General features: G+C 60.7%; 22 protein-coding genes and 2 pseudogenes. 17 read left to right on the top strand and 7 right to left on the bottom strand.

Going from position 1 to position 22,327, the window contains the following annotated elements:
* Nucleotides 1–11 precede the first annotated feature (11 nt).
* The 4 genes from ACTGJ9_RS01440 to ACTGJ9_RS01425 form a co-directional block, all read right to left on the bottom strand.
* Nucleotides 12–1,973 carry a PAS domain-containing protein gene (locus tag ACTGJ9_RS01440; RefSeq protein WP_456675615.1) on the bottom strand — a complete coding sequence of 654 codons (1,962 nt, stop codon included), beginning with the start codon at nt 1,971–1,973 and terminating at the stop codon, nt 12–14.
* A 134-nt stretch (nt 1,974–2,107) separates the two neighbouring features.
* The gene (locus ACTGJ9_RS01435) at nt 2,108–2,749 is read right to left on the bottom strand and encodes a response regulator transcription factor (protein ID WP_456678418.1); all 642 of its coding nucleotides are present in this window, start codon (nt 2,747–2,749) and stop codon (nt 2,108–2,110) included.
* A 130-nt stretch (nt 2,750–2,879) separates the two neighbouring features.
* Nucleotides 2,880–3,626, bottom strand: coding sequence for a sensor histidine kinase (locus tag ACTGJ9_RS01430; protein WP_456675614.1), 747 nt, complete (start codon nt 3,624–3,626; stop codon nt 2,880–2,882).
* Nucleotides 3,627–3,688: 62 nt separating this feature from the next.
* Nucleotides 3,689–3,868 carry a hypothetical protein gene (locus tag ACTGJ9_RS01425; protein WP_456675613.1) on the bottom strand — a complete coding sequence of 60 codons (180 nt, stop codon included), beginning with the start codon at nt 3,866–3,868 and terminating at the stop codon, nt 3,689–3,691.
* An 89-nt stretch (nt 3,869–3,957) separates the two neighbouring features.
* On the opposite strand from ACTGJ9_RS01425, the gene ACTGJ9_RS01420 reads away from it, so the two are divergent.
* The 16 genes and pseudogenes from ACTGJ9_RS01420 to ACTGJ9_RS01345 all read left to right on the top strand — a co-directional run bounded on the left by ACTGJ9_RS01420 (nt 3,958) and on the right by ACTGJ9_RS01345 (nt 17,073).
* Entirely contained in the window at nt 3,958–4,326 is a 369-nt protein-coding gene (locus tag ACTGJ9_RS01420; RefSeq protein WP_456675612.1) for a response regulator transcription factor, read from the top strand.
* A 281-nt stretch (nt 4,327–4,607) separates the two neighbouring features.
* Complete coding sequence (locus ACTGJ9_RS01415; protein WP_456675611.1) at nt 4,608–4,835, top strand: ATP-binding protein; 228 nt, start codon at nt 4,608–4,610, stop codon at nt 4,833–4,835.
* A 215-nt stretch (nt 4,836–5,050) separates the two neighbouring features.
* Nucleotides 5,051–6,175, top strand: a complete 1,125-nt coding sequence (locus tag ACTGJ9_RS01410; RefSeq protein WP_456675610.1) for a cupin domain-containing protein — start codon at nt 5,051–5,053, stop codon at nt 6,173–6,175.
* A gap of 454 nt (nt 6,176–6,629) precedes the next feature.
* Nucleotides 6,630–6,848, top strand: a complete 219-nt coding sequence (locus tag ACTGJ9_RS01405) for a formate dehydrogenase (protein WP_456675609.1) — start codon at nt 6,630–6,632, stop codon at nt 6,846–6,848.
* 32 nt (nt 6,849–6,880) lie between these two features.
* Nucleotides 6,881–9,793: pseudogene (locus tag ACTGJ9_RS01400) on the top strand (formate dehydrogenase subunit alpha).
* Between the two features lie 12 nt (nt 9,794–9,805).
* Complete coding sequence (fdh3B, locus tag ACTGJ9_RS01395; protein WP_456675608.1) at nt 9,806–10,408, top strand: formate dehydrogenase FDH3 subunit beta; 603 nt, start codon at nt 9,806–9,808, stop codon at nt 10,406–10,408.
* Between the two features lie 43 nt (nt 10,409–10,451).
* Entirely contained in the window at nt 10,452–11,450 is a 999-nt protein-coding gene (locus ACTGJ9_RS01390) for a formate dehydrogenase subunit gamma (protein ID WP_456678417.1), read from the top strand.
* A 59-nt stretch (nt 11,451–11,509) separates the two neighbouring features.
* Nucleotides 11,510–13,287: pseudogene (locus tag ACTGJ9_RS01385) on the top strand (4Fe-4S binding protein).
* Nucleotides 13,284–13,817, top strand: a complete 534-nt coding sequence (locus ACTGJ9_RS01380) for a DUF6505 family protein (RefSeq protein WP_456675607.1) — start codon at nt 13,284–13,286, stop codon at nt 13,815–13,817. Before ACTGJ9_RS01385 ends, ACTGJ9_RS01380 begins: the two are co-directional and overlap by 4 nt.
* The gene (locus ACTGJ9_RS01375) at nt 13,814–14,821 is read left to right on the top strand and encodes a DUF6352 family protein (RefSeq protein ID WP_456675606.1); all 1,008 of its coding nucleotides are present in this window, start codon (nt 13,814–13,816) and stop codon (nt 14,819–14,821) included. Before ACTGJ9_RS01380 ends, ACTGJ9_RS01375 begins: the two co-directional genes overlap by 4 nt.
* 26 nt (nt 14,822–14,847) lie before the next feature.
* On the top strand, nt 14,848–15,123 hold the full coding sequence (locus ACTGJ9_RS01370) for a DUF3305 domain-containing protein (protein WP_456675605.1): 276 nt from the start codon (nt 14,848–14,850) through the stop codon (nt 15,121–15,123).
* Nucleotides 15,120–15,320 (top strand): DUF3305 domain-containing protein, encoded by a 201-nt coding sequence (locus tag ACTGJ9_RS01365; protein ID WP_456675604.1) that lies wholly within the window; start codon nt 15,120–15,122, stop codon nt 15,318–15,320. The genes ACTGJ9_RS01370 and ACTGJ9_RS01365 overlap by 4 nt, the downstream gene beginning before the upstream one ends.
* Nucleotides 15,317–15,949 carry a DUF3306 domain-containing protein gene (locus ACTGJ9_RS01360; protein ID WP_456675603.1) on the top strand — a complete coding sequence of 211 codons (633 nt, stop codon included), beginning with the start codon at nt 15,317–15,319 and terminating at the stop codon, nt 15,947–15,949. Before ACTGJ9_RS01365 ends, ACTGJ9_RS01360 begins: the two co-directional genes overlap by 4 nt.
* An 11-nt stretch (nt 15,950–15,960) precedes the next feature.
* Nucleotides 15,961–16,605 (top strand): TorD/DmsD family molecular chaperone, encoded by a 645-nt coding sequence (locus tag ACTGJ9_RS01355; RefSeq protein WP_456675602.1) that lies wholly within the window; start codon nt 15,961–15,963, stop codon nt 16,603–16,605.
* Between the two features lie 24 nt (nt 16,606–16,629).
* Nucleotides 16,630–16,755: a hypothetical protein gene (locus ACTGJ9_RS01350; protein ID WP_456675601.1), complete on the top strand. Its 126-nt coding sequence runs from the start codon at nt 16,630–16,632 to the stop codon at nt 16,753–16,755.
* A 102-nt stretch (nt 16,756–16,857) separates the two neighbouring features.
* Nucleotides 16,858–17,073: a hypothetical protein gene (locus tag ACTGJ9_RS01345; protein ID WP_456675600.1), complete on the top strand. Its 216-nt coding sequence runs from the start codon at nt 16,858–16,860 to the stop codon at nt 17,071–17,073.
* Nucleotides 17,074–17,144: 71 nt separating this feature from the next.
* Here ACTGJ9_RS01345 and ACTGJ9_RS01340 read toward each other — a convergent pair whose 3' ends face one another.
* A complete protein-coding gene (locus tag ACTGJ9_RS01340; protein WP_456675599.1) occupies nt 17,145–17,276 on the bottom strand; it encodes a hypothetical protein in 132 nt (43 codons plus the stop codon).
* Between the two features lie 487 nt (nt 17,277–17,763).
* Here ACTGJ9_RS01340 and ACTGJ9_RS01335 point away from each other — a divergent pair, with 487 nt between their 5' ends.
* Nucleotides 17,764–18,219, top strand: a complete 456-nt coding sequence (locus ACTGJ9_RS01335; protein ID WP_456675598.1) for a DoxX family protein — start codon at nt 17,764–17,766, stop codon at nt 18,217–18,219.
* 77 nt (nt 18,220–18,296) lie between these two features.
* Here the strand turns inward: ACTGJ9_RS01335 and ACTGJ9_RS01330 are convergent, their stop codons facing one another.
* Nucleotides 18,297–19,988 (bottom strand): MASE4 domain-containing protein, encoded by a 1,692-nt coding sequence (locus tag ACTGJ9_RS01330; RefSeq protein WP_456675597.1) that lies wholly within the window; start codon nt 19,986–19,988, stop codon nt 18,297–18,299.
* Nucleotides 19,989–20,696: 708 nt separating this feature from the next.
* Nucleotides 20,697–21,923 (bottom strand): ABC transporter substrate-binding protein, encoded by a 1,227-nt coding sequence (locus ACTGJ9_RS01325; RefSeq protein ID WP_456675596.1) that lies wholly within the window; start codon nt 21,921–21,923, stop codon nt 20,697–20,699.
* Nucleotides 21,924–22,327 lie beyond the last annotated feature (404 nt).

Genomic DNA, 22,327 nt, shown 5'->3' with positions numbered 1-22,327 from the left:
GATGGCGCAGGCTAGGATAACTCCGGGCTCTCAGGCGGTTGCTCTGCGACCGGCAGCAGCATACAAAAGGCAGCGCCGTGAGGTTCGTTTGGCGTTGCCCAGAGCCGGCCGCCATGCGCTTCGACGATGGAGCGGCAGATCGACAATCCCATCCCCAAACCGCTGGACTTGGTCGTGTAGAAGGCCTCGAAGATGCGCGCGAAGCTCGCTGGAGGCAGCCCCGGACCCGAATCGCGCACCGCGACGAGTACGCACTCCGACTCGGCTTTGCTGGTGCTGATCGACAACTCGCGTGATCCCAGCCGGACCTCGCTCATCGCTTCGATGGCGTTCATGATCAAATTCAGGATCACCTGCTGCAATTGAACTCTGTCTCCCACAATGTGCGGGAGTTCATTTGCCAGTTGCATCTTCGCCAAAACACCATTGTCTGACATCGCGGCATGCGTCAGCCCTATAACATCCAAGATTGCTGCGTTGACTTCGAGATGTTCCTTCCGCACCGGCGCTTTCTTGGAGAAATCTCGAATTCGACTCACAATATCGGCGGCCCGCTGGCCGTCGTTGATGACACGCGCGATCGCAGGCCTAGCCTTTTCCAGATTCGGCTGTTGATGAGCGAGCCAACGCAGGGCGGTTGCGGCGTTCGTCAGCAGAGCCGCGAGAGGCTGGTTGACCTCGTGGGCAATCGAGGCCGTAAACTGCCCCATGGTGACGACGCGGCTCGCATGCGCCAGCTCCATTTGGGCGTCGCGGTATCGCCGCTCGCTCTCGATCAACTCGCGCTCGGCCTGTTTGCGATCTTCAATGTCGTAGGTTGCGGCGTACCAGGCGATCACCTCGCCGTTTCTGCGCAACGGCACCCGCCGGGTAACGAACCAGCGGTATTCGCCATCGGCCCGCCGGAGGCGAACCTCCGACTCGAACGACTCACCAGTCACGAGCGCGACATCCCATGCTGCTTCCAGTCGCGGAACATCATCGGGATGGGTGATAATGCTGGTGCGGGTGGTCCACTTCGTCGTCGCGAGTCCGCTGTAGGTACGCCCGACTTCATTGACATAGTCGATGATGCCGTCGGCCCGATGACGAAGTACCAATACGGGTACCGTGTCGATGATCAGTTGCAGCTCATGCCTGGCTTCCGCCAGCTCGGACTCGCTTCTTCGCAGTGCATCCTCGGTGCGCTTTCGATCGTCGATGTCAAACGCGATGGCGTACCATTTGATTACCGCACCGGTCTCGTCATGCAGCGGTACGCGGCGAACCCGGTGCCACCTGTACTCTCCATCGGCTTTGCGCAGCCGCTGTTCCAATTCGAACGGCGCGCCTGTCGAGATATGCTCGCGCCACTCGCGCTCGACCATCTCCTCGTCATCGGGGTGCAGCGCGCTTCCCCAACGACGGCCCTCGGTATTATCCTGTGACAGGCCGGTGTATTCGCGCCAGTTCCTGTTACGGAAATCCATGAATCCGTCGGCGCGATACCGGGCGATCAGCGCCGGGACCGCGTCGACGGTCTGTCGAATGTCCTGTTCGGCTGCGCGCGCTGTCGTTGCGTCCTCGCGGCGTTGGGCGTTTTCGGCGCGTAGCCTGTCGTTGTGTTCCTGCAACTGCCGGATCGTCGTCTGCTGATCGCCGAGTAGCTGTTGAAGCCGCGCCAAGGTTCGCTTCCGGGCGGCGGACAGCAGCACCGCGATCACTGACACCACGACAAAGAGTCCCAGCCGGACAATTTCGCCGGACTGGAGAACGAATGGATAGCCTGGTGCTAGAAGAGGGTATTGGAGAGAAAGAAAGCTCACCACGGAGGCGAGCGCCGCCGGACCTGGACCGATCGCCAGAGCAACCAGCATGACCACCGAGAGAAACAGCGCGAGCGCCGGATCGGCGCCCCACACGCGATGTATCGCAAACGCCAGCGCGGCGGATGTTGCCGCGCCAACGGTCGCAATTGCGTAATCCACGATCACTGGCCGCTTCGGAGTCCGCGAAGGGACGGGTGCCGTCATGATCATCTTTCCCCGCCTGCAGGCCTAGGAATGGTTGTCGTTGATCATTGCTGACACGCGTTCGTGTTGTCGGAGGAGGGGCGGCGCGGATCCGGCTATCTCCCGAGCTTCTGGCGGTTCGGTTTGAGAGCGTCGGCCATCCGAACCAGTTCGGCGTAGGTTCGCGCGCCCATTTTATGCATTGCCGCGCCACGATGAATCTTGACCGTGATTTCGCTGATCCCGAGGTCGCCGGCGACCTGCTTGTTCATCTTGCCGGCGGTGACGAGCAGCATGACCTCCTGTTCGCGCGGCGAAAGCGTTTCGAATCGCTGCTTCAGCTGCGAGTCGTCGCTCTCGACGACCCGTCGCTGCCGATCGCGTTCGATTGCGGCGAGAACGGCATCAAGCATGTCCTGATCGCGAAACGGCTTGGGGAGGAAGTCAACGGCGCCGTGCTTCATGGCGTGAACGGACATCGGGATGTCGCCGTGTCCGGTCATCATCACCACCGGAATGCCGACGCCACTCTGGACCAGCCGGGTCTGAAACTCGAGGCCATTCATATCGGGCAGTCTGACATCGAGGACGATGCAGCCGGGCCGATCCGATAGGCTTGCTGAAAGGAAGTCCTTCGCCGTGGCGTAGGTCTGGGTTTGAAGCCCGACCGAATCGAAGAGCCCCTCCAGCGCACCACGCATGGAGGCATCGTCGTCGACGACGTGCACGAGAGGCTTTTCGTGGGGGACTTGCCGCATGCCGCTTATCATGCACCGTATTTTCACGGGACTGTTAGCATGAACGGCAACGGAACGGGGATCACACCTATGTATAGGTCGGGCGGAGAGTTCCTCGCCAACTCCGGAAAAGCCGAATTGTGGCGGCACCTTAGCTTCCCCTTGGGGCTGTAGCAGGCACATAAATTGAAAAAAGCGACCCTTCGCCGGCAACCGATCGGACCTCAATCCGGTGCCCGAGCACCTCGAGCGCACGCCGGACGATCGAGAGCCCGATGCCCACACCTCTGCCGCGTTCGGGCGCAAGGCGGGTGAACGATTCAAAGATTCGGGGTAATTGCTGTTCGGGGATGCCGATACCGGTGTCGTATACATCGATTCTGATTTCGGGCCCCTTGCGGCGGCAGCCGATCAGGATGCGTCCTCCGGGCTCGGTGTATCGTATGGCGTTGGTCAGCAGATTGCGCAGGATGCAAGCCAGCAGCACCGGATTGCTCGTCACATGGGCATTCGTTGTGACCACCCGGAGATCGATGCCCCTTTGAATGGCGGTGTCTTCGTTTTCGTGGCGAAGCCGCCAGAACAGGGGCCCGAGTCCGACGGCGGAGACCTCAAGCGCATCGGTGCGTTCAGCCAGGTAAAAGGCATCTACCATGCAATTGAGCTGTTCGGTCAATTTCGTTACCGCCCGCTCCCCGCGGTCCAGCCACGCCTCCTGCGGCATTTCTTTCAGGCGCGACCGCAGTAGTGAGTAGGTGCCCTGAATCACGTGCAGGGATTGCCGGAGGTCATGTCCCAGCATCCCGACGATCGTGGTTTGAAATTCCTGCGCCGCGAGACCTTTCGGCTTTCGCTCCCGCACATCTGGCGCGATCGTGAGGCTCTCAACGGTTCTCATGTTCTCCCCCTGGTGACTCGGTGACGCCCTCATTAAAGGACGGTGGAGGGGAGTTCGCCATCCTACGTTCCGGTGCCGTGGATCAGCTCATCGTATGATGCCGGCGGCAAGGCCGCGGGAAAACCGGCCGAAGACCCGCCGCCCGACGAGCCGAGCCAGAACAGGAGCGCCCTCATTGACCGATAGCGCCAGCCAATTTCTCGATTGCCGACCGTGGTCTGCATCACTAGGTCGCAGGCCATAATACTCTCGTATAATTCCTTAGCGGCGCCAACGCATGGAAAAGTTGTGCTTCCCCGCTTCTTTATCCAATTCGGGGCATGGATGCCGAGTGCCAGGACACCTCGAGATCGCAGTCATAGACGATGACGATTCATTCCGGGTAGCGCTCGTGGAATCGCTGTCCTCGCTCGAATATAAATCCAGCGGATACGTCTCCGCAGAGGATTTTGTAGAGGCGATTGCTGGGAGGTCATTCGATTGCATTGTTACGGACATTCATATGCCCGGCATGAGCGGGCTGGACCTGATGAAACGCCTCGCGGCCGGGGGGACGATAACGCCGGTGGTCTTGATAACGGCACGTTCAGACTCGAATCTGGAGGCCAAGGCGGCGGCGGCGGGCGCGGCGTGCCTTCTCAGAAAGCCATTTGAGATAAACGACCTCATCAAGTGCATCGAAAGAGCTCTCAAAGCCTGAAACGTTCCGCGGGCTGGTACGAAAAGTTGACGTGCACAAGATTCCACTCGACCTCCACGAAGTTATCGAAGAGGCGAGAGCGTTACTCGATCGAGAGCTTACCTCGCAGCGCGTCACTCTTCGGCTGTCGCTTGGACGGAATATTCCACAGGGACTTGGAGACCGAGAGCAGGTTCAGCAGCTAATCATCAACCTGATCATGAATGCCGTGGAAGCCATGCAGGTCGTTTCGATACGGACGCCGGTTCTGCTGGTCCTCATCTCACGACAAAAGCCGCGGCGTGACGGTTTCCGTAAAAGACAATGGCCCCGGAATCCTGGACGAAACCCGAAGCCGTCTGTTCGACCCATTCTTCAGCACCAAGCCCGGCGGACTCGGTATCGGTCTTTTGATCTGCCGGTCGATTATCGAAGATCACGATGGGCGCCTGTCGGCGTTCAACAATGGCGAAGGCCCTGGCGCGACATTCGAGCCTACGTTGACACCCATCCAGAAGTTTTCACCGTAGAATACTAACACATAGGTATGGGAGAAGCGAAACCTGCGTTGAATGGAGCATCATAGTCAGGCGCTGTACCGTTGCAGGCGCGTGATTGATGCCCGCAAATCAGAGGGGGCTGCACGTCGCAATCCCCTTCAGTCGAACGGAGAGAAGTGATGGATACCATGTCACGCCGCCGAATGCTTGCAGCGACCGCCGCGGGAGGGTTTCTTACGACAAGCATGATCGCGAATGCGGAATCCGGGACATTCGAGTCCAAGCCGGGCGATGGGGGAGTGGCGCGAGCTGCGACTGAGCTCCCGCCGGGCGACAAGGTGGCGTTCCACGATCCGAAAGACGTTGCCGATCTCCCGGATTTCCGTTTCTCGCTCGATGGAAATCGCCCGAAGGTGACGTCGGGCGGCTGGGCGAAGGAGGCAACCGTCCATCAGTTTCCGATAAGCAAGGGAATCGCGGGCGTTCATATGTTCCTCGACGCGGGCGCGTCGCGTGAATTGCACTGGCACGCGATCGCAGCGGAATGGGCTTACGTCATTGAGGGCCGCTGCCAGACTGTGGTTCTTCTTCCCTCAGGGGCGAGCGAGATCAACAATTACGGGCCGGGAGATCTGTGGTTCTTTCCCAAGGGCCACGGCCACGCGATCCAGACGATCGGCGACAAACCCTGCCACTTCTTACTCTCCTTTGACAATGGCGCCTTTTCCGAGCACGGCACCTTCTCGATCTCGGACTGGATCGACGTGACGCCCAAGGACATGCTGGCGCTGAACTTTGGGCTGCCGAAGGATGCCTTCGACGCCTTCCCGAAGGGCGAGACCTACATTCAGGCTGGGCCAGTGATCCCGGTATCGGAAGCCCTCGAAGCGCCGTGGCCCAAGGAATCGACGCACAAGTTCAGCCTGCTCCACGACAACCGCGCGGTGCGCGACTTCGACGGGGGCTCGTTCCGTCTGGCAACGGTGGATGAGTGGCCCGTGTCCCAGAGCATGTCGGGCGGCGTAATGATCATCAAGCCGGGCGCGATGCGCAAGCTCCATTGGAACGTGAACGCAAACGAATGGCACTACTATTTGCGCGGCAAGGGCCAGGTTGCGCTGTTCGGCTCCGGCGGACGCGGCAAGGTGGCGGAGTTCAAGCCGGGCGACGTTGCCTACATCCCGCAGGGCTATGGGCATGCGATCAAGAATATCGGCGATGAAGATCTCGAGATCGTGCAGACGTGGGACAACGGCAAGTTTGAAGAGATTGATCTCGACAACTGGGTAAAGGCGAGCCCGCGCTATCTGCTGTCCAACAACTTTGCGGGGGTGCCCGAAAAAACGATAACAAGGCTCAAACAGGCCTGAGCCGGCAGGCGACTGACGATCTCTATGCTGACGCTGAACTGGTAGGCCAATCGCAGTGTGCGGCTGATGGCCGACTTCCTTTACGATGACGTTGCAAGCAACTCGGCCCCCCAGCTTCGCAGACACCAGCTCGAAGTTCAGTGTGGTCGCGATGCGAACCCATGTTGCATTCGAACCTGGAGTAATCGTGGATCAGTCGTGGCTTGTGTGTGACGCGCTGCAGTGAGGCGCCGTGAGCTCATACCTTGGTATGATCGAAATGCACCGAGTGTCGGATGGCGCGTTCACACATTTGTTAGCAGAGTAGCGTCAGCTTTCGATGGACGAAAATGAAAACGTTCGGTTGATTGTCGTGTTCCGGGACGGTTGCTTGAAGCGAAGGTTGCGCGGTGGCTTCATTGTTGTCCAGTTGGTATTGCCAATTTGCTTTCGGTCACGCCAGAAAGGAGCCTCAATGAAGAGCTTTTTCCTGGCGAAAGTGCACCGGCGCGACGTGTTTCGCGTCGCGGCCGCAGGCGCCGCGATCGCGACAGGCGGGGCGATGGTTGATCAAGCCACCGCGGCCGAGTCCACTGGCAGCGCCGACAAGCGGAGGGCGCGTTACCAGGAGGACGCCGCCGAAGTCCAGAACTACTACCGGGTCAATCGTTATCCTGCCCGGCGGGAGAAATAATCGTGCTTTTCAAAAAATCTGGGCGCGGTTGGATCCACGGTTCTGCATTGACCGGTCAGCCGCGGCGCGAGATGGATCGCCGCAGTTTTCTGACCCGTTCCGGTGTTGCCGTCGGCGCGCTGGCTGCGCTGGGTGAGCTGCCGCTTGGCGGGATCCGCAAGGCGGAAGCGGGTCCGCCGGCGCCGGCGGGCGCCACGGTCACAACGCGGAAGAATATCTGCACGCATTGCTCGGTCGGTTGTTCGGTGATTGCAAAAGTGGCGAACGGCGTCTGGATCGGTCAGGAGCCCGACTACGAGAGCCCGATCAATCGCGGGTCGCATTGCTGCAAGGGGGCGGCGGTGCGCGACGACGTGCTGAGCCAACGCCGGCTGCGTTATCCCGTGAAGCTTGTTGACGGCAAATGGGTTCGGCTGTCCTGGGAAAAAGCGATCGACGAGATCAGCGACAAGCTGCTCGAAATTCGCGCCAGGTCCGGCCCTGACTCGGTTTACTGGCTCGGCTCGGCCAAGTTCACCAACGAGGCGGCGTATCTCAACCGAAAGCTCGCGGCGTTCTGGGGGACCAACAATTCGGACCACCAGGCCCGCATCTGCCATTCCACCACAGTCACCGGTGTCGCCAATACCTGGGGGTATGGCGCGATGACCAACAGCTACAACGATATCCGCAATTCCAAGACCATCCTGATCATGGGGAAATCCCGCCGAAGCTCACCCGGTTTCGCTCCAGCATATCCTCGAGGGCAAGGAGCTGAACCACGCGAACATGATCGTCATCGACCCGCGCATGACGCGGACCGCGGCGCACGCCACAGAATACGTTCGCGTGCGTCCCGGTACGCACATTGCGACGATCTATGGCATGCTTTGGCACATTTTTGAGAACGGTTGGGAAGACAAGGAATTTCTGAGCCAACGGGTCTATGGCGTCGACGAGGTCCGCAAGCAGGTCGCCAAATGGACCCCCGCTGAAGTCGAACGTGTGACCGGCCTGCCGGAGGCGCAGGTCAGACACGTCGCCGAAACGTTTGCCAAACAAAAGCCGGCGACGCTGATCTGGGCGATGGGACAAACGCAGTTCACGACGGGCACGGCTAACGTCCGCGCCAGCTGCATTCTGTTGCTCGCGACCGGCAATGTGGGGCTTGCCGGGGGCGGCGCCAACATTTTCCGCGGCCATACCAACGTGCAAGGCGCCACCGATCTCGGCCTCGATGTGACGTCGTTGCCACTCTACTACGGTTTGACCCAGGATGCCTGGCAGCATTGGTGCCGGGTTTGGGAAGTGGACTACGGCTGGATGGCATCGCGGTTCTCCAGCAAGGCGCTAATGGAAGGGCCGGGGATTCCGAGCACGCGCTGGTTCGACGCGACGCTGTTGCCGAAGGCTCAGGTGGCGCAGCCGGACAACGTGCAGGCGATGTTCATCATGGGGCACGGCGTCAACACGATTACCCGCATGCCGGAGGCGAAGCGCGGAATCGAAAAGCTCGAATTGCTGGTGGTGTGCGATCCCTATCCGACGGCGTGGTCGGTGCTTTCGGAGCGCAAGAACGGCATTTATTTGCTGCCGGCCTGTACCAGCTTCGAGATGGACGGTTCGCGCACGGCTTCAAACCGCTCGCTGCAATGGGGCGAGAAAGTGGTGGAGCCGGTGTTCGAATCCAAGAACGACTACGACATGATGTACATGCTGGCGCGCAAGTTCGGCTTCGCCGACCAGATGTTCAAGAACATCAAGGTCGAGAACGGGGAGGTGTCGGCCGAAGACATCCTTCGCGAGATCAATCGCGGCGGCTGGTCAACCGGCTATTGCGGCCAATCGCCGGAGCGGCTCAAGGCTCACATGAGGAACCAGGCGAAGTTCGACCTCGTCACCATGCGGGCGCCGAAAGACGACCCCGAAGTCGGCGGCGACTATTACGGTCTGCCATGGCCGTGCTGGGGCACGCCCGAGTTCAAGCACCCGGGAACGCCGATCCTCTACAACACCAATTTGTCGATCAAGGATGGCGGCGGGACATTCCGCGCGCGTTTTGGCGTGGAGCGCGTCGTCAAACGCAAGGTGACGGAGAACGGTCAGGAGATCGAAAAGGAAGAGCATGACAACCTGCTCGCCGACGGCTCTTATTCCGTCGGGTCCGAGATCAAGGACGGATATCCGGAATTTACCCTCGCGGTGCTGAAGAAGCTTGGGTGGGACACGGATCTCACAGCGCAGGAAATGGAGATCATCAAGCGGGTTAATTCGGTCAATCCCGATGCAGTATCGTGGTCGCTCGATCTTTCCGGGGGCATTCAGCGGGTCGCGATCGAGCATGGATGTTCGCCTTACGGCAATGCCAAGGCGCGCATGGTTGCCTGGAATTTGCCCGATCCGGTTCCTGTGCATCGCGAGCCGATTTACACGCCGCGTCCGGACCTCGTGGCAGACTATCCGACCTTGCCGGATGCGCGACAGTTCCGCGTGCCCAATATCGGTCTTACAGTTCAGAAGGCTGCGATCGACCGCGGTATTGCCGGGCAATTTCCCTGATCCTCAGCTCAGGCCGTCTGGTTGAGTATGAAGGCGGCGGCGAAGAGACGCGCTCGAACAAATGGCTGGCCGAGCTGAAGCAGGAGATGTTTGTCGAAATCAATCCGGCGGATGCCGGTCCCCGCGGAATCAAGGATGGCGGATGGGTTTGGGTGACCGGGGCCGAGAACAGTTCGAGAGCGCGGATGAAGGCGGTCGTGACCGAGAGGGTCGGCAAAGGGGTTACGTGGATGCCCTTTCACTTTGCCGGGTGGTTCGAGGGCACCGATCTGCGCGGCAAGTATCCCGCTGGTGCGGATCCCATCGTGCTCGGCGAGAGCGTGAATACAATCATGACCTACGGATACGATCCGGCGACCGGCATGCAGGAGACGAAGGCGACGCTTTGTCAGATCAGGGCGGCGTAGGGGAGCAGAGCGATGGCGCGGATGAAATTCCTTTGTGACGCCGATCGCTGCATCGATTGCAATGCCTGCGTCACCGCATGCAAGAACGAGAACGAGGTGCCCTGGGGCATCAATCGCCGGCGCGTCGTCACCATCAACGATGGCAAGCCCGGTGAACGGTCGGTATCGATGGCCTGCATGCATTGCACCGATGCGCCCTGTGCCGCGGTGTGCCCGGTCACCTGCATCTACCCCACCGAGGACGGCATTGTGCTGCACTCCAAGGACCTCTGCATCGGCTGCGGCTATTGCTTCTATGCCTGCCCATTCGGCGCGCCGCAGTATCCTAAGGTCGGCAATTTCGGCTCGCGCGGAAAGATGGACAAATGCACCTATTGCGCGGGCGGCGGCGGCACGGAAGCGCCTGGCAGCGCTGCCGAGTTCGAAAAATATGGCTCCAATCGCTTCGGTGAAGGCAAGTTGCCGCTATGCGCCGAGATGTGTTCGACCAAGTCGCTGCTCGCGGGCGACGGCGACATCATTGCCCAGATCTACAAGGAGCGGGTCCTCAAGCGTGGTTATGGCTCAGGTGCCTGGGGCTGGATGACCGCTTATCACGGGGATATCGAGGTCTGACGGAAAATGCGGGGTGAACGAAATCACCTGGAGTAATGTCGCCATGATATGCCTCGCTCGTATTCGTCTTCTGCTCGTCGCGACGCTGCTGGTTTGCGGAACGGTTGCGGTTCCGGCACTGGCGCAGAAGCTCGGGCCGGATGGCGCGCCGAACCCAACGGCGAGCGTCACGCCGCAACACGATCTGCTGATGCAGGCGCCGCGCATCGAGGGGCGTATCGATATTCCGGACCGGAAGGCCAGCGTGTTGATTCAACCGGCGGGACGGACCTGGGACTATTTCCACGAGGTGCTGCTGCACTGGGGTGCGGCGGCCGTGATTCTCGGCACGATCGTCCTGTTGGCCGCCGCCTATTTCATCATCGGCCGGATCCGGATTTCGGCCGGGCGATCCGGGCGCACATTGGTCCGCTTCCGGGCCTTTGAGCGATTTTCGCACTGGCTCACGGCGGTTTCCTTTGTGCTGCTTGGCCTCACCGGGCTCAACATCACCTTTGGAAAGATCGTGTTGTTGCCGGTGACGGGCCCGGAGGCTTTCTCCGAGATCTCACAAGTCGCCAAGTATACCCATAATTTCACTAGCTTCTCGTTCGTGGCCGGCCTCGTCCTGATCATTGCGATCTTTTTCAGGGACAATCTTCCCGCGAGGGTCGATATCGAATGGCTCAAGCAGGGCGGCGGATTCATCAAGTCGAAACATGCTCCCGCCGGACGCTTCAATCCCGGTGAAAAGGCGGTCTACTGGCTGTCGCTAGCCGCGGGGCTGGCCGTTTCCGTCTCGGGGTTTCTGCTGCTGTTTCCGTTCTACGAAACCAACATTGCCGAGATGCAGCTGGCGCAGGTGACGCACGCCGTCGTCGCCGTGCTTTTCATCGCCTTGATCCTTGCCCACATCTACATCGGCACGCTCGGGATGGAGGGTGCATTCGAGGCGATGGGCACCGGCGAAGTCGATTTCAACTGGGCGAAGGAACATCACGACGTCTGGCTGGCCGAACAATTGGAGAAGGGGAAGGTCGGGCACTCCGCACCGGCGGAATAGTTCAAGCGCCGCAATCATTCATTTCCCGGACGTCATCGCCGGATAGGCAGCTGCGTAAAATGCACGATGGGTTTGAGACCATTCCGGGAAGCAATGTCGAGGCGGCGGTGCTGGCGTTGCAGGCCGCGGCTGCGGTCCCGATGCCGGACGTGCCGTTCGTGCATGTCGAAATTTCCGGCACCATCCTGGTGTATGGTCGCGACGATATCGCCATCGAAGCCGGGGAATTGCTCAAGCCGCATCTCGACGTCACCGTGCTTATCACGCCTTCCAGCATGGTCGCCGAATTCGGGATGACCGACTTTCCCGTGGTGAAGGGAAAGATCGCGGCCGCCGGAGGTCATTTCGGCGCTTTCGAACTGGTCGTCGACGATTTTTCCGCGCCCGGGCCGGCCCTGCGAGGCGGCCTCGGGTACGGACCGGTCCGCAACGGCGCACGATCGCGTTGCGACGTCATCCTGGATCTTTCCGGCGGATCGCCGCTGTTTTCGGCAGATGACTTGCGGGATGGTTATCTGCGCGTCGATCCCGGCAATCGATCTGCCGTGCTGGAGGCGGTGCTCAAGGCGCGAGATCTCACCGGCGCGTTCGAAAAACCTCGATACGTCAGCTTCGATGCGTCACTATGCGCGCATTCGCGTTCGAATATCGTCGGCTGCAGGCGTTGCCTTGATCTTTGTCCGGCGGGTGCCATCCAGCCGGCGGGCGATCACGTCGCGATCAACCCGAACATCTGCGCCGGATGCGGGCAGTGTGCCGCGGCATGTCCGACAGGTGCCGCATCCTACGCGATCCTGCCGCCGGATCTGTTGGTGCGAAAGCTGCGCACGATGCTGCTTGCCTATCGCGCGGCCGGCGGCCTGCATCCGGTGGTGCTGTTCCATGACGAGGCGCACGGCAGCCCCATGCTCGACGCCCTGGCCCAGTTCGGCGATGGATTGCCGGCGAATGTGCTGCCCTTCGCCGTCAACGAGACTACACAGGTCGGACTGGAGGGGATCGTGGCGGGTTTTGCCTATGGCGCGTCGGCGATCCGCTTCTTGCTGCGGGGCAGGGCCCGTCATGACGTTTCCGGCCTGCGGCAGACGGTCGCCCTGGCGGAGCCGATCCTACAAGCGCTGGGCTTCGCGGGCCCCCGTCTCGCAATGCTGGAGACCGATGATCCGGATGTGCTCGGTATAGCTTTGAGGGAGGTGCCATGGATGCCGTCGGCGCCGCGGCCGGCGAGCTTTCAGCCGATGGGAGGCAAGCGCGAAGTGTTGAGGTTCGCCCTGCGCGAACTTCACCGGGCAGCTCACGATCCCGTCGAGCTGATCGCGCTGCCCAAGGGGCGCCCTTCGGGGCGGTCGAAGTCGATGCGGGTAACTGCACGCTTTGCCTGTCCTGCGTGTCGGCATGTCCGACCGGCGCGCTGCGGGACGACCCGGAGCGGCCGATGTTGCGCTTCGTCGAGGACGCCTGCGTGCAATGCGGGCTCTGCCAGACGACCTGTCCGGAACAGGTCATCACCCTGAAGCCCCGGATCGACTTCCGCGCGGCCATGGCGCCTGCACGTGTGCTGAAGGAGGAGGAGCCGTTCTGCTGCATCCAGTGCGGCAAGCCGTTCGGAGTGAAAAGCACCATCGATCGTGTCGTGGCCAAACTCGAGGGCAGGCACTGGATGTATACCGCTTCGTCGCGCCACACCGATCTGATCAAGATGTGCGAGGACTGCCGTGTTGCCGTCGTCTCCGAGGGGCATTTCGATCCCTATGGCGCGCCGGATCGCGCGCTCCGGACCACCGACGATTATCTGCGGGAAGCTGATCTCGCCGGCAAGCGGGGACCGCGCCAGTGAAGCTGCTGCGCACCATTCAACTTGACGCCTCCGATACGTTCGTCTTCGACCGGGCCGCGGCCCCGGGCGAATGGGCGGTATCCGGCGCATTCGCCTTTCTCAACCGCGACATTCCCGCGCTGCGGGGCAAGACCCGGACGGCATTTCGCGCCGGCTTCTTGGGAATTGGCTCGCTCGGCCGCTCCACTCTGGTTCAGATCGTCGATGCGACGGAGCAGGACCATGCGGACGTCGTTGAATTGCTCGCCGCGCAACTGGTCCGGGAGTTTCGTGCGCCCGATCTCGCTTCGGCGCGAGAGGCGGCGAGGGAAGAGGTCGGCTTTGCCGCCTCGCTCTGCGATCATCCCGCCGGCGTCATTGTCGCGGTGACGCGCAGCCTTGAGGGCGGCTCGATCCGCGAGGCCTTCCGCTCGTTGCGTCCCGCCGCGCAGTCGCCGTCGCGGGCTTTCAGTTTCGTGGAGATCACCGGCGATCCCGATGCGGACGAACATCTCGATCTTGCAATGCTCCGGCAAGGAGCACGACCTTGAGCGCGAAGCACGATTTCTGGCTTGCTTGCGGCCATCACCTGCTCGATCGCGACGCCGCGAAAAGGCTGGTGGTCACGGACGAATTCCTCAAGGTGTATCTGGCGCGCGCCGAACTGGTGCCGTCGCCCGAAGCCTGTCCGGCCGAACGGCGGCTGCACGATATCCTGCTGCACAATCCGCGGCGTGCGGTAACCTCGTCGGAGATTGCTGCGATCGCGGACCCGGATGCACGCGAGAACTGGGAGGTGATGATTGCCTGGCGCGATCATCTGGCGAGGCATCGCACCCTTGAATCGGCCTATCTGGAAATCGTGCGACGAAATATCAGGGTGCCGCAGGTTTTTGTCGGGCAGTTGATACAGGTCATCCTGCGCAACGCGCTGAACGATTGCGACGATGCGTTCGTTCTGCGCGCCGCCGAGCTGTTCTTTCGTACGCAGAAGCTGGCGGTAGAGGGCAACTCGATCGTCGCCTGGGACGAGGAGGCGAGCGTCGATCGACGGCACCAGTCGCCGCTGTTCGCCTTGCTGGGACTGCCGGCAGCTGTCGAGGCCGACGTAGTCAGCGATGCTACGGCCGACAGTTACTGGGAGCGCAGCGATCACTTCGATATGGGCCTCGACCTGACGGCCGGACAACGCGGATCGGCGGCGCTGGGCCAAGTGATCGCGCGCTGGATATCGCATCTGCTCGCGGTGAATGTCGTGGTCGAACCGGTGGTGGAACTGCGCGACGAACCGCTGTCGTGGTATGTCGGCTTGAGTGCGGACGCGACGCGGATCGGCGACGCGATCTGGAACGGAAATGACGTGGACAGCGAGTTGCGGGCCCGCCGGGTCGGCATGTATCGGCTGGATTTCCGCGATCCGTCAGATGTGATCGAGAGGGTCCGGGGGGAGCCGGTATATCTGCTGGCAGCCATGACGGCGGGCGAAGAACTTCGGTTGAAGCCGCAAAATGTGCTGACCGGCTTGCCGATCCGTTGCGAGGAGGCCGCGAAATGAGATCGACCACCCTTGAAAGCGTTGCCGTGGGTGTCGTCGTCGAGCGGCGCCGTGCCAAGAGCGTTTGGGCCGAGTTTCTCTGGCGACCGGTTTCGGTGTTTGCCGGGAAACCTTCGGCTGAACCGTGGACGGTGCTCGATGCGCAGGCTGAAAGCGTGTTGTTCTACGCCGGCGAGGCCCTGATCGAACTGCACCGAACCGAATCGGCCTATTACCGCGACAATATCGCATGCGATACGCCGAAGGTCTGGGTGGTTTTGCTCCGACCGGATCGAATCCGCCTTACGGGCTTCTCGCGGTGACGGCCGATCCGGCCGAGGGCGAGGCCTTCACGGATGCCGGCAACAACCTCGTCGAGGCGGTGCCGATGCCGCGGGATATCGTGGCGATCGTCGATCGATTCATCATCACGCATCACGTTGAGCGGCCCTTCATCAAGCGCCGGCGCCAGCCGGCTGAATTCGATCGCCAAAAGGGCGAGCAGGGGGACCGCACATGACCGCGCCAGAAAGCTCGCTCTCACGATGGTCGCGGCTGAAACGCGAGGCCGTTTCCAAGGGCGGAGCCGCCGGCGGCCGGGACGATAGGCCGGCTTGTCCGGCCGGATCGCAGGACACGCTGCCTGAAACCGCCTTGGATGAGGGGCTCGTCGACCCGGAACAGTTGCCGTCGATCGATGCCATCACGATCGATACCGACATTCGTGCCTTTCTGAACAACCGGGTGCCGGCCGAACTGACCCGCGCGGCGTTGCGCCGGGCTTGGACCAGCGATCCCGCAATTCGCGATTTCGTCGGCATTGCCGAAAACCAATGGGACTTCAACGATCGAACCGCGATATCGGGCTTTGGCCCGCTACTGGAAACCGATGACATACCGGCGCTTCTCACGCAGGCGTTCGGTCAGCGCGCCGAACCGGTCACCGCCATGGCCGAGTTGCCGATGGCGCTGAAACCGCCGGCGCGAACCGGAATTGTCCGGGAAATCGCGACGCTCGATCCGCCTGATATGCCGGCCGCATCGCGTGGAACGGCTGACGAGGCCGCGGCAATCGGGCAACCCATTGCGGAACCGGATTGTGGTGCACCATCAAAGCGCCGTACACATGGCGGCGCATTGCCGCGATAGGGAGTTCCAGATTGACCGCAGCACCGGCAGCAGACCAGGACCGAACGATGCCGGAGAGCTCTGCGCGCGGTTCTCACCGCGATCTGGTCGATGAACTGGATCGTGCCCGTGCTCGCGAATACGCGCTGCTGGCGACCTTGCTGGCCCGGGGACCGAGCTCCGAGTTGATCGGCCGCCTGGCGGCGCTGTCCGGCGACGCAACGCCGCTCGGCGAGGCGCATGCGGCGCTCGCCGAGACGGCGCGGCGATCCAGCGAAGCCGTCGCCGCGCGCGAGTATTTCGACCTGTTCGTCGGACTGGGCCACGGCCAGATATTCCCTTACGCGTCCCAATACCTGACCGGCTCGCTGTACGGCCGGCCGCTGGTGGAACTGCGCGAGACCTTCCAGCTTCTCGGTATCGAGCGGGTGAACCAGTCCGAACCCGAGGATCACATTGCAACTCTTTGCGAGACGATGGCGGGCCTGGTCGGCGGCGCCATCACCGGTGTGGACGGTTGCGATCGTGATTTCTTCGCAAAGCACCTGGCAACATGGGCAAGACGCTTTTTCGCCGATCTGGAGCGTGCGAAACCGGACAGCTTCTATGCAAGTGTCGGCTCGCTGGGTCGTGCGTTCATCGAGATCGAGACCGAGGCTTATTCATTTCCTGCCTGATGGCGGGCAAGCGGGGGAAATATTATGCGCGCGTTCATCGTGGCCTGCCTGGTCGCCACCACCATAGCCGTCGGTTCCGCCGCCGTTCTCGATGCATTGGTGCAGCAATCGGCATCGGCCGCCTTCGCGCAAGGCAGCGTGAGACGCTGACCTTGTGCCTGCAAAGGAGGCGTCGCTGAATTGACGCTGCTCCCTGAACTATTTGTCAGCACCGAAGACTCATCTAAGAGACCGGAAAAGCGGAGGCCCAGCATGATGCGCCTGACAATCCCTGTCATCGCCGTGGTCGCACTGGTTGTTGCCGGGGTGATGATGATGCGCTCGCCGTCGTCGTCGGTCGAATTTGCTTCCGGAACCGCGGCGATGCCGTCCTTGCAGGAACTGCATGCCACGGCCGAAGTGCACAAGCTCCCCGTGCAGGAGATCGACGACCAGGCCCTGGTCTACACCGCCCAAGGAAAACATTGAGCGTCGCTCGCTCACTCGCGGTAACGATGCAACTCGGCCAGTACCTGCATCAACGCGGCAGCGCCCAGGCATCATTGATTTCGATCGTCACTGTCGTCGCGAGTGGTCTTGCCGTGACATTCGGCGTCAATGCCTGATGCGGTCGCCAGGCGCTTCTCGTAGCTGGTGAAGCCGCAATCCGAGCCGCCCGCGTCAAACGTCATGCGACAGTGTCCCGGGGCACCGCCCGCCTGGTGTATGCCGCAGAGCCTGATATGTTGACCAGTGCAAATGCCAAAAAAGAGATGGCCAATACCACTGTCAATTAGCGAATCCATCTTCATTCGCCAAAAAAAAAATAATTCCTGCCGCTTTTTGCTACGTGTCGAAACACGACCGTGAAATCGATCGTCACAAAGATGCACACGCTCGCATGTTTGCTCTTCCAAGCAAGGTATCGGCACCGGTGCGCGGATCGCGCGCGAGCGCGGTGTTGACATGATTGAGGGCGGGAAGACGCCCGATTCAGCTCCGATCTTCTACCAACTTGTGCATTCAATTCGTGCCGGCCACAGCCGCGGACCGGTCATACGTTGATATGATCGGAGTTCTCCCAGGGTCGTATGGCCGCGTATGCAAATAGCTGGCAAGCTTAGTGCCTGTCGGGCGAGAGAAAATTGGCGTTGACGTAATGCGAGTGGAATTCGGTTGATGTTGCACACGGCTTCACCGTTGGTTCTGGATGGCATCGGCGGCTTTGCGTTGCCCTACCTGGTGGGACGCGTCGTTGCCGGCGTCTTCTTTGTCTTTTCGGGCTACCATAAGCTTACGAATGCCGAGCGCCGAGCCGCCCTGGTGACGACGCTGCGGGACTGCAACATCCCGTTCGTTCCGCTGATGCAGTGGGTTGTTCCAGGGGTTGAATTCGGAGGCGGCCTCGGCGTCGCTCTTGGCTTGCTGACGCCGCTCGCGGCGCTGGGCCTCGCTGCGATCTGTCTCGTCGCAGCCTCCACCGACGGCATGCGTCGGGTTAGAGCGTCAGCCGCAATCGACAAGGCCGACAAGATAGACGACGCGCTCTATCTCCCCGAGATCCCGTATATCGTGCTGCTGGCCATGTTTGTGGCCAATGGGGCCGGACCGTTCAGCCTGGACGCGTTTCTTTGATGGATTGAAGGTCCGATTTCGCCGAGATGTTCTGCGTGAGGAGTCGATCTGCGCCTTGCGCAGCGACGAGTATCGGATCAGGCATTAAGCGCAGCGCCGCCTCCGATCGGGAGGGTAAGATGAAAATCTGCGCCGCGCGACCTATCGTTGGTGGCCCACAAGCGGCCTCCGTGTTCTTCAACAATGGAGCGGCTTATCGACAGGCCGATTCCGATACTGCGGGGTTTGGTGGTGACAAAGGCATTGAAAATCTGAGTAGCCAGCAGCGGCGGCAGACCGACGCCGGTGTCACTGACGGACACCGCGATCTGTTCGCTTTCCAGCTGCTCGGATCTAATGACGAGCTCCCGTATTTCGTCCCCATCGCTCATGGCCTCGATACCATTGATCATGAGATTCATCAGAACCTGCATCAACTGCGTGCGATCTCCCGAGACCTGGGAAAGATTGTCCATGAGTTCGGTGCGGATCGACACCGCATATCGCGCAGCCTCGCCGTGCAGCAGGATGACCATCTCCCGAATGACATCGTTGACATCAACCATCGCGCGCAGCGGAGCGCCGTTGTCAAAGAGTTGCTGCATGCGGGCGACCGTCTCTGAAGCACGCGTTCCGTCCTTTACGATCATACTTGCGATCGCGCGGGCCCTCTCGATATCCGGGACTTCATGCGAAAGCCAGCGCATGCAAGTCTCGGCATTTATCATGATGGCACCAATCGGATGATTCACTTCGTGCGCCAGAGACGACGTCAGCTCTCCCATGGCGGTGATCCGGCTGACACGTGCCAGATCCGCTTGCGCCTGGCCCAGCCGTTCTTCCGCGCGCTTGCGGTTGGCAATTTCGCTCTGCAGCGTTTCATTCGCGTGCAATAGCTCCGTGGCCCGTTCTTTCAGGCGATTTGCGGCGATAGCGAGGCTGCGATACAGGCGCGAGTGTTCCAGGACGAGTACGGCAAGCACGAAACTTGCCGCCAATGCGCCATAGATTCGTCCCGCGTAAAAGCCCAGGTCGTAGCGGCCGCCGTTCAGGTACGAGCTCAGCGTGATGTCGCAAAACCAGTAGCCCATCACGACCATAAGCCATAGATTCAGCAGGTTGCGTCGAGGGCGCGCCGCCAGCAAGACGAAGGCGCCTAGCAATAGTACGATGTCGGTCAGATTGACGACCCTTTGCCAGGGCGTAAAACCGGCTTTATCCAGCATCGGTGGCAGCAGGCGCGCATTCTCGGTGCCCCAGGTCGCGGCGAACCAGCATGCGAGGACGGCGGCGACGACTGCGGTCACCGCCCACGCGATCGCGATCCGCGGCGGGGCGGCAATCCCGCGGCTGCTGTCTTGAAACAGGGCATAAAAGATCACGACGAGTGGAAAGCCGCCATGCCAGAGCACGCAGAGCCATAACGCTGTCTGTGATCCTGCGCCGAGCAGACCGGCATCCGTAAACATGCCAGGAAACGTCAAAAGCTGGACGACGCTGATCAGCGAGGCAAACAGATACCCGCTTGCCAGCAGCAGCAATGCACGTGAGCGCAGGATGTTGAACTGGCCAAAGAGAATGATCGCGGTCGTGAGATCATTAAGTATGGAAACGGCGTTGTATGCGGCGACGAACGCAGGCGAGGGCGACATCGGCGCCCGGACGTACGGAATGCAGGCGATAAAGACGGCGGCCGAAATCGCTGTTAACGCAATGCAAAACCGCAACTCGCGAGGTCCCACCGCGGCCCGCGACAGGAAGGCGCCGTCCTCGTCCGCAGAGATGCTCATTGCTTCGTCAGGACCCACATTGTCAGAACCCCGCTCTCGCCCGCCGCGATTGAGCCCGTTGACGAAGAACCGGTTCCGACGATCTCCGGATCGTCTTTGTTGATTTCGTTGGAGCCGAATTCTAGGGATGCGTCATGCGCTTTGCGAACCAACCGTTGGTAGAAGCTGGATCATACCGATGTATGAGCGGCAGAGTGACCGTCTCAGGCCAGGCGAGGGGGCAGGTTATGACGACATCCGCTTCTTCGCGGAGTTTGCGATTCCTCTCGCCGCAGGCCAAGGTCACTCAAGCGCCTCGCGCATGTCCTCGACAAAAACGTGCTTGTGGAGGGATCAGAACGTTTAGCGCGTCGGCTGCATTGATGCCGGCATTACGAGCAACGGCTTCAGCGCCAACTCCGGATTCGCCTTGATCGCGCGTGCACTCTCGTCGAGCGCCGCAAGAAACATCTTCATAGTTTGAGGATTATTAGCCATCCATTCACGTCGTCCCCAATAGATCGCGGCACGCTCGTAACCGTTTGCGCCAACGAAAGATCCGAACGATTTCCCACCGACGTCCCGCGACTTCGAGCCTTGCAGACGCCGGTCCGCTCAGCAAGCGGTGAGTCTCATCATGCTGGCGTCGCCGCGCTCTCGATCGCACTTGAGGCGACGGAAGAGCGCGTTCACGAGGCGCTCTCGGCAGCGATTCTCAGAGCTTAGCGACTAAGCCGGCGGAGAAGCATCCTCCAGGATCGGGCCGAAAGGCTCCCAGCGTTCGCCGTTAAACCGCATCATCTTAAACTGCTTGTGGATGCGGTAGTCGGTAGGCGAGGTGTTGATTTTGATCGCGGGTAGCGCCAAGTCAACTTCGACATCCTTGAGCGATGTCGCCTGTTTCATGACGTTCTCGCGCGTCAGGTCGTCTCCGCATTGCTCGAATACGTGGACCAGAAGTTGTGCGACGTTGTAACCATAGGTGTTGAAGTTCGAGCCCTTGTCTCCCTCCGGATAATACTTCTCCATGAAAGCGAAATACCGCTTTAAACCCGGATCGTCTTTCCATTGTGGATCGAGCGGTTCTTTGCTGTAATTGGAGCTGATGATGCCCTTGCTGTTCTCAAGCCCGGCCGGTTTCAGGACGCTACCGACCGAGGTAGCCTTCAAACTGACGATCTGCACCGGTTGCCAATTGCTCTCGGCGATTTTCTTGATCGCCTGCGCCGCCTGCTTCGGTGTGGCGGCACTGAAGAACAGGTCGGCACCAGAATCCTTGATCCTGAGGATTTGCGAATCGATGGTCGGATCGGACACTTCGTAAGAAGCCTCCGCGACCACCATCTTGGCACCCTTGTCGCCGAGGCCCGATTTAATGCCGTTCAGATAGTCCTTGCCGAAATCGTCATTCTGATAGAGCACGCCGACCCTAGCGCTTGGATATTCCTTCAGGATGTATTGGCCATAGATGCGCCCCTCGATGAAGTTGTTCGGATCATAGCCCATGGTCCATGGAAAATTCTTCGGATCGGAGAATCTTGAGGCGCTGGCGGCCGCGAACAGCTGCGGCACCCTCCTGGAATTGAGATATTTCTGCACGGCCGCGTTTGAAGGCGTACCGAGGATCTGGAAGGTCAGGAGCACCTCGTCGCTCTCGACAAGCTTGCGAACTTGTTCCACCGCCTTCGGCGGCGAATAGGCGTCGTCATACTGGATCAGATTGATCTTGCGCCCGTTGATGCCGCCCTGGTCGTTGATCATCCTGAAATAGGCGGCCTCGGTTTTACCGATCGAGGCATAGGCCGACGTCGGTCCCGAAAACGGCATGGTCTGTCCGACCTTGATCTCGGTGTCGCTAGCGCCCGAGTCGTATTTCTTTTGGGCAGTGGCCGGAGAGATCGACAGCGCCAGGACCAGCGCCATTCCCGTTGCCAGATGCAGACTCGGGTTCCTCATTCGCAATTTCCTTTCCTCGGCTAGTTTATCTCAACGGGTGACAAGCAGAGCTTCTACATGACCAGCACGCTGTCACACCCACCGTTTGCGGTGTTTCGCCGCCGGCAGAAGGCAAGCTTGCCATCGTTCCAGAGGACCTGGAGGCTACCAATTCCGTTTGCGCCGAACCGAGAAGGTAATGCACCCCCGAGTCCCCGGCACTGGCGCAAAAGAACCGCTAAGTTCTCTCATCGAACCCCGAGCCGTAACCCCTATACGTTGGTATGATCGGTCTGGCCAAAAGGTTGAGTGACGACCCGTAGAAAGACGTGCGCGTCCGTGGGATGATGATCCCGATCGAAGTCCGCACGAGGACCAGGACGACATTAGTGAAGGCACGGCTCTGATGTTGGCCTCGCTGCTCC

This window comes from Bradyrhizobium sp. RDM12 (assembly GCF_051917485.1).
Classification (GTDB): domain Bacteria; phylum Pseudomonadota; class Alphaproteobacteria; order Rhizobiales; family Xanthobacteraceae; genus Bradyrhizobium.
The sequence above is the reverse complement of the archived record's forward strand: the minus strand, read 5'-3'. Positions and strand labels throughout refer to the sequence as shown.

Excerpts from the sequence above, each read along its gene's own strand:
- ACTGJ9_RS01435 (WP_456678418.1), bottom strand. The coding sequence starts at position 2,749 with ATGCGGCAAGTCCCCCACGAAAAGCCTCTCGTGCACGTCGTCGACGAC.
- ACTGJ9_RS01430 (WP_456675614.1), bottom strand. The coding sequence starts at position 3,626 with ATGAGAACCGTTGAGAGCCTCACGATCGCGCCAGATGTGCGGGAGCGA.
- ACTGJ9_RS01425 (WP_456675613.1), bottom strand. The coding sequence starts at position 3,868 with ATGGCCTGCGACCTAGTGATGCAGACCACGGTCGGCAATCGAGAAATT.
- ACTGJ9_RS01410 (WP_456675610.1), top strand. The coding sequence starts at position 5,051 with ATGATCGCGAATGCGGAATCCGGGACATTCGAGTCCAAGCCGGGCGAT.
- ACTGJ9_RS01405 (WP_456675609.1), top strand. The coding sequence starts at position 6,630 with ATGAAGAGCTTTTTCCTGGCGAAAGTGCACCGGCGCGACGTGTTTCGC.
- fdh3B (WP_456675608.1), top strand. The coding sequence starts at position 9,806 with ATGGCGCGGATGAAATTCCTTTGTGACGCCGATCGCTGCATCGATTGC.
- ACTGJ9_RS01390 (WP_456678417.1), top strand. The coding sequence starts at position 10,452 with ATGATATGCCTCGCTCGTATTCGTCTTCTGCTCGTCGCGACGCTGCTG.
- ACTGJ9_RS01360 (WP_456675603.1), top strand. The coding sequence starts at position 15,317 with ATGACCGCGCCAGAAAGCTCGCTCTCACGATGGTCGCGGCTGAAACGC.
- ACTGJ9_RS01350 (WP_456675601.1), top strand. The coding sequence starts at position 16,630 with ATGCGCGCGTTCATCGTGGCCTGCCTGGTCGCCACCACCATAGCCGTC.
- ACTGJ9_RS01345 (WP_456675600.1), top strand. The coding sequence starts at position 16,858 with ATGATGCGCCTGACAATCCCTGTCATCGCCGTGGTCGCACTGGTTGTT.
- ACTGJ9_RS01340 (WP_456675599.1), bottom strand. The coding sequence starts at position 17,276 with ATGACGTTTGACGCGGGCGGCTCGGATTGCGGCTTCACCAGCTACGAG.
- ACTGJ9_RS01335 (WP_456675598.1), top strand. The coding sequence starts at position 17,764 with ATGTTGCACACGGCTTCACCGTTGGTTCTGGATGGCATCGGCGGCTTT.
- ACTGJ9_RS01330 (WP_456675597.1), bottom strand. The coding sequence starts at position 19,988 with ATGAGCATCTCTGCGGACGAGGACGGCGCCTTCCTGTCGCGGGCCGCG.
- ACTGJ9_RS01325 (WP_456675596.1), bottom strand. The coding sequence starts at position 21,923 with ATGAGGAACCCGAGTCTGCATCTGGCAACGGGAATGGCGCTGGTCCTG.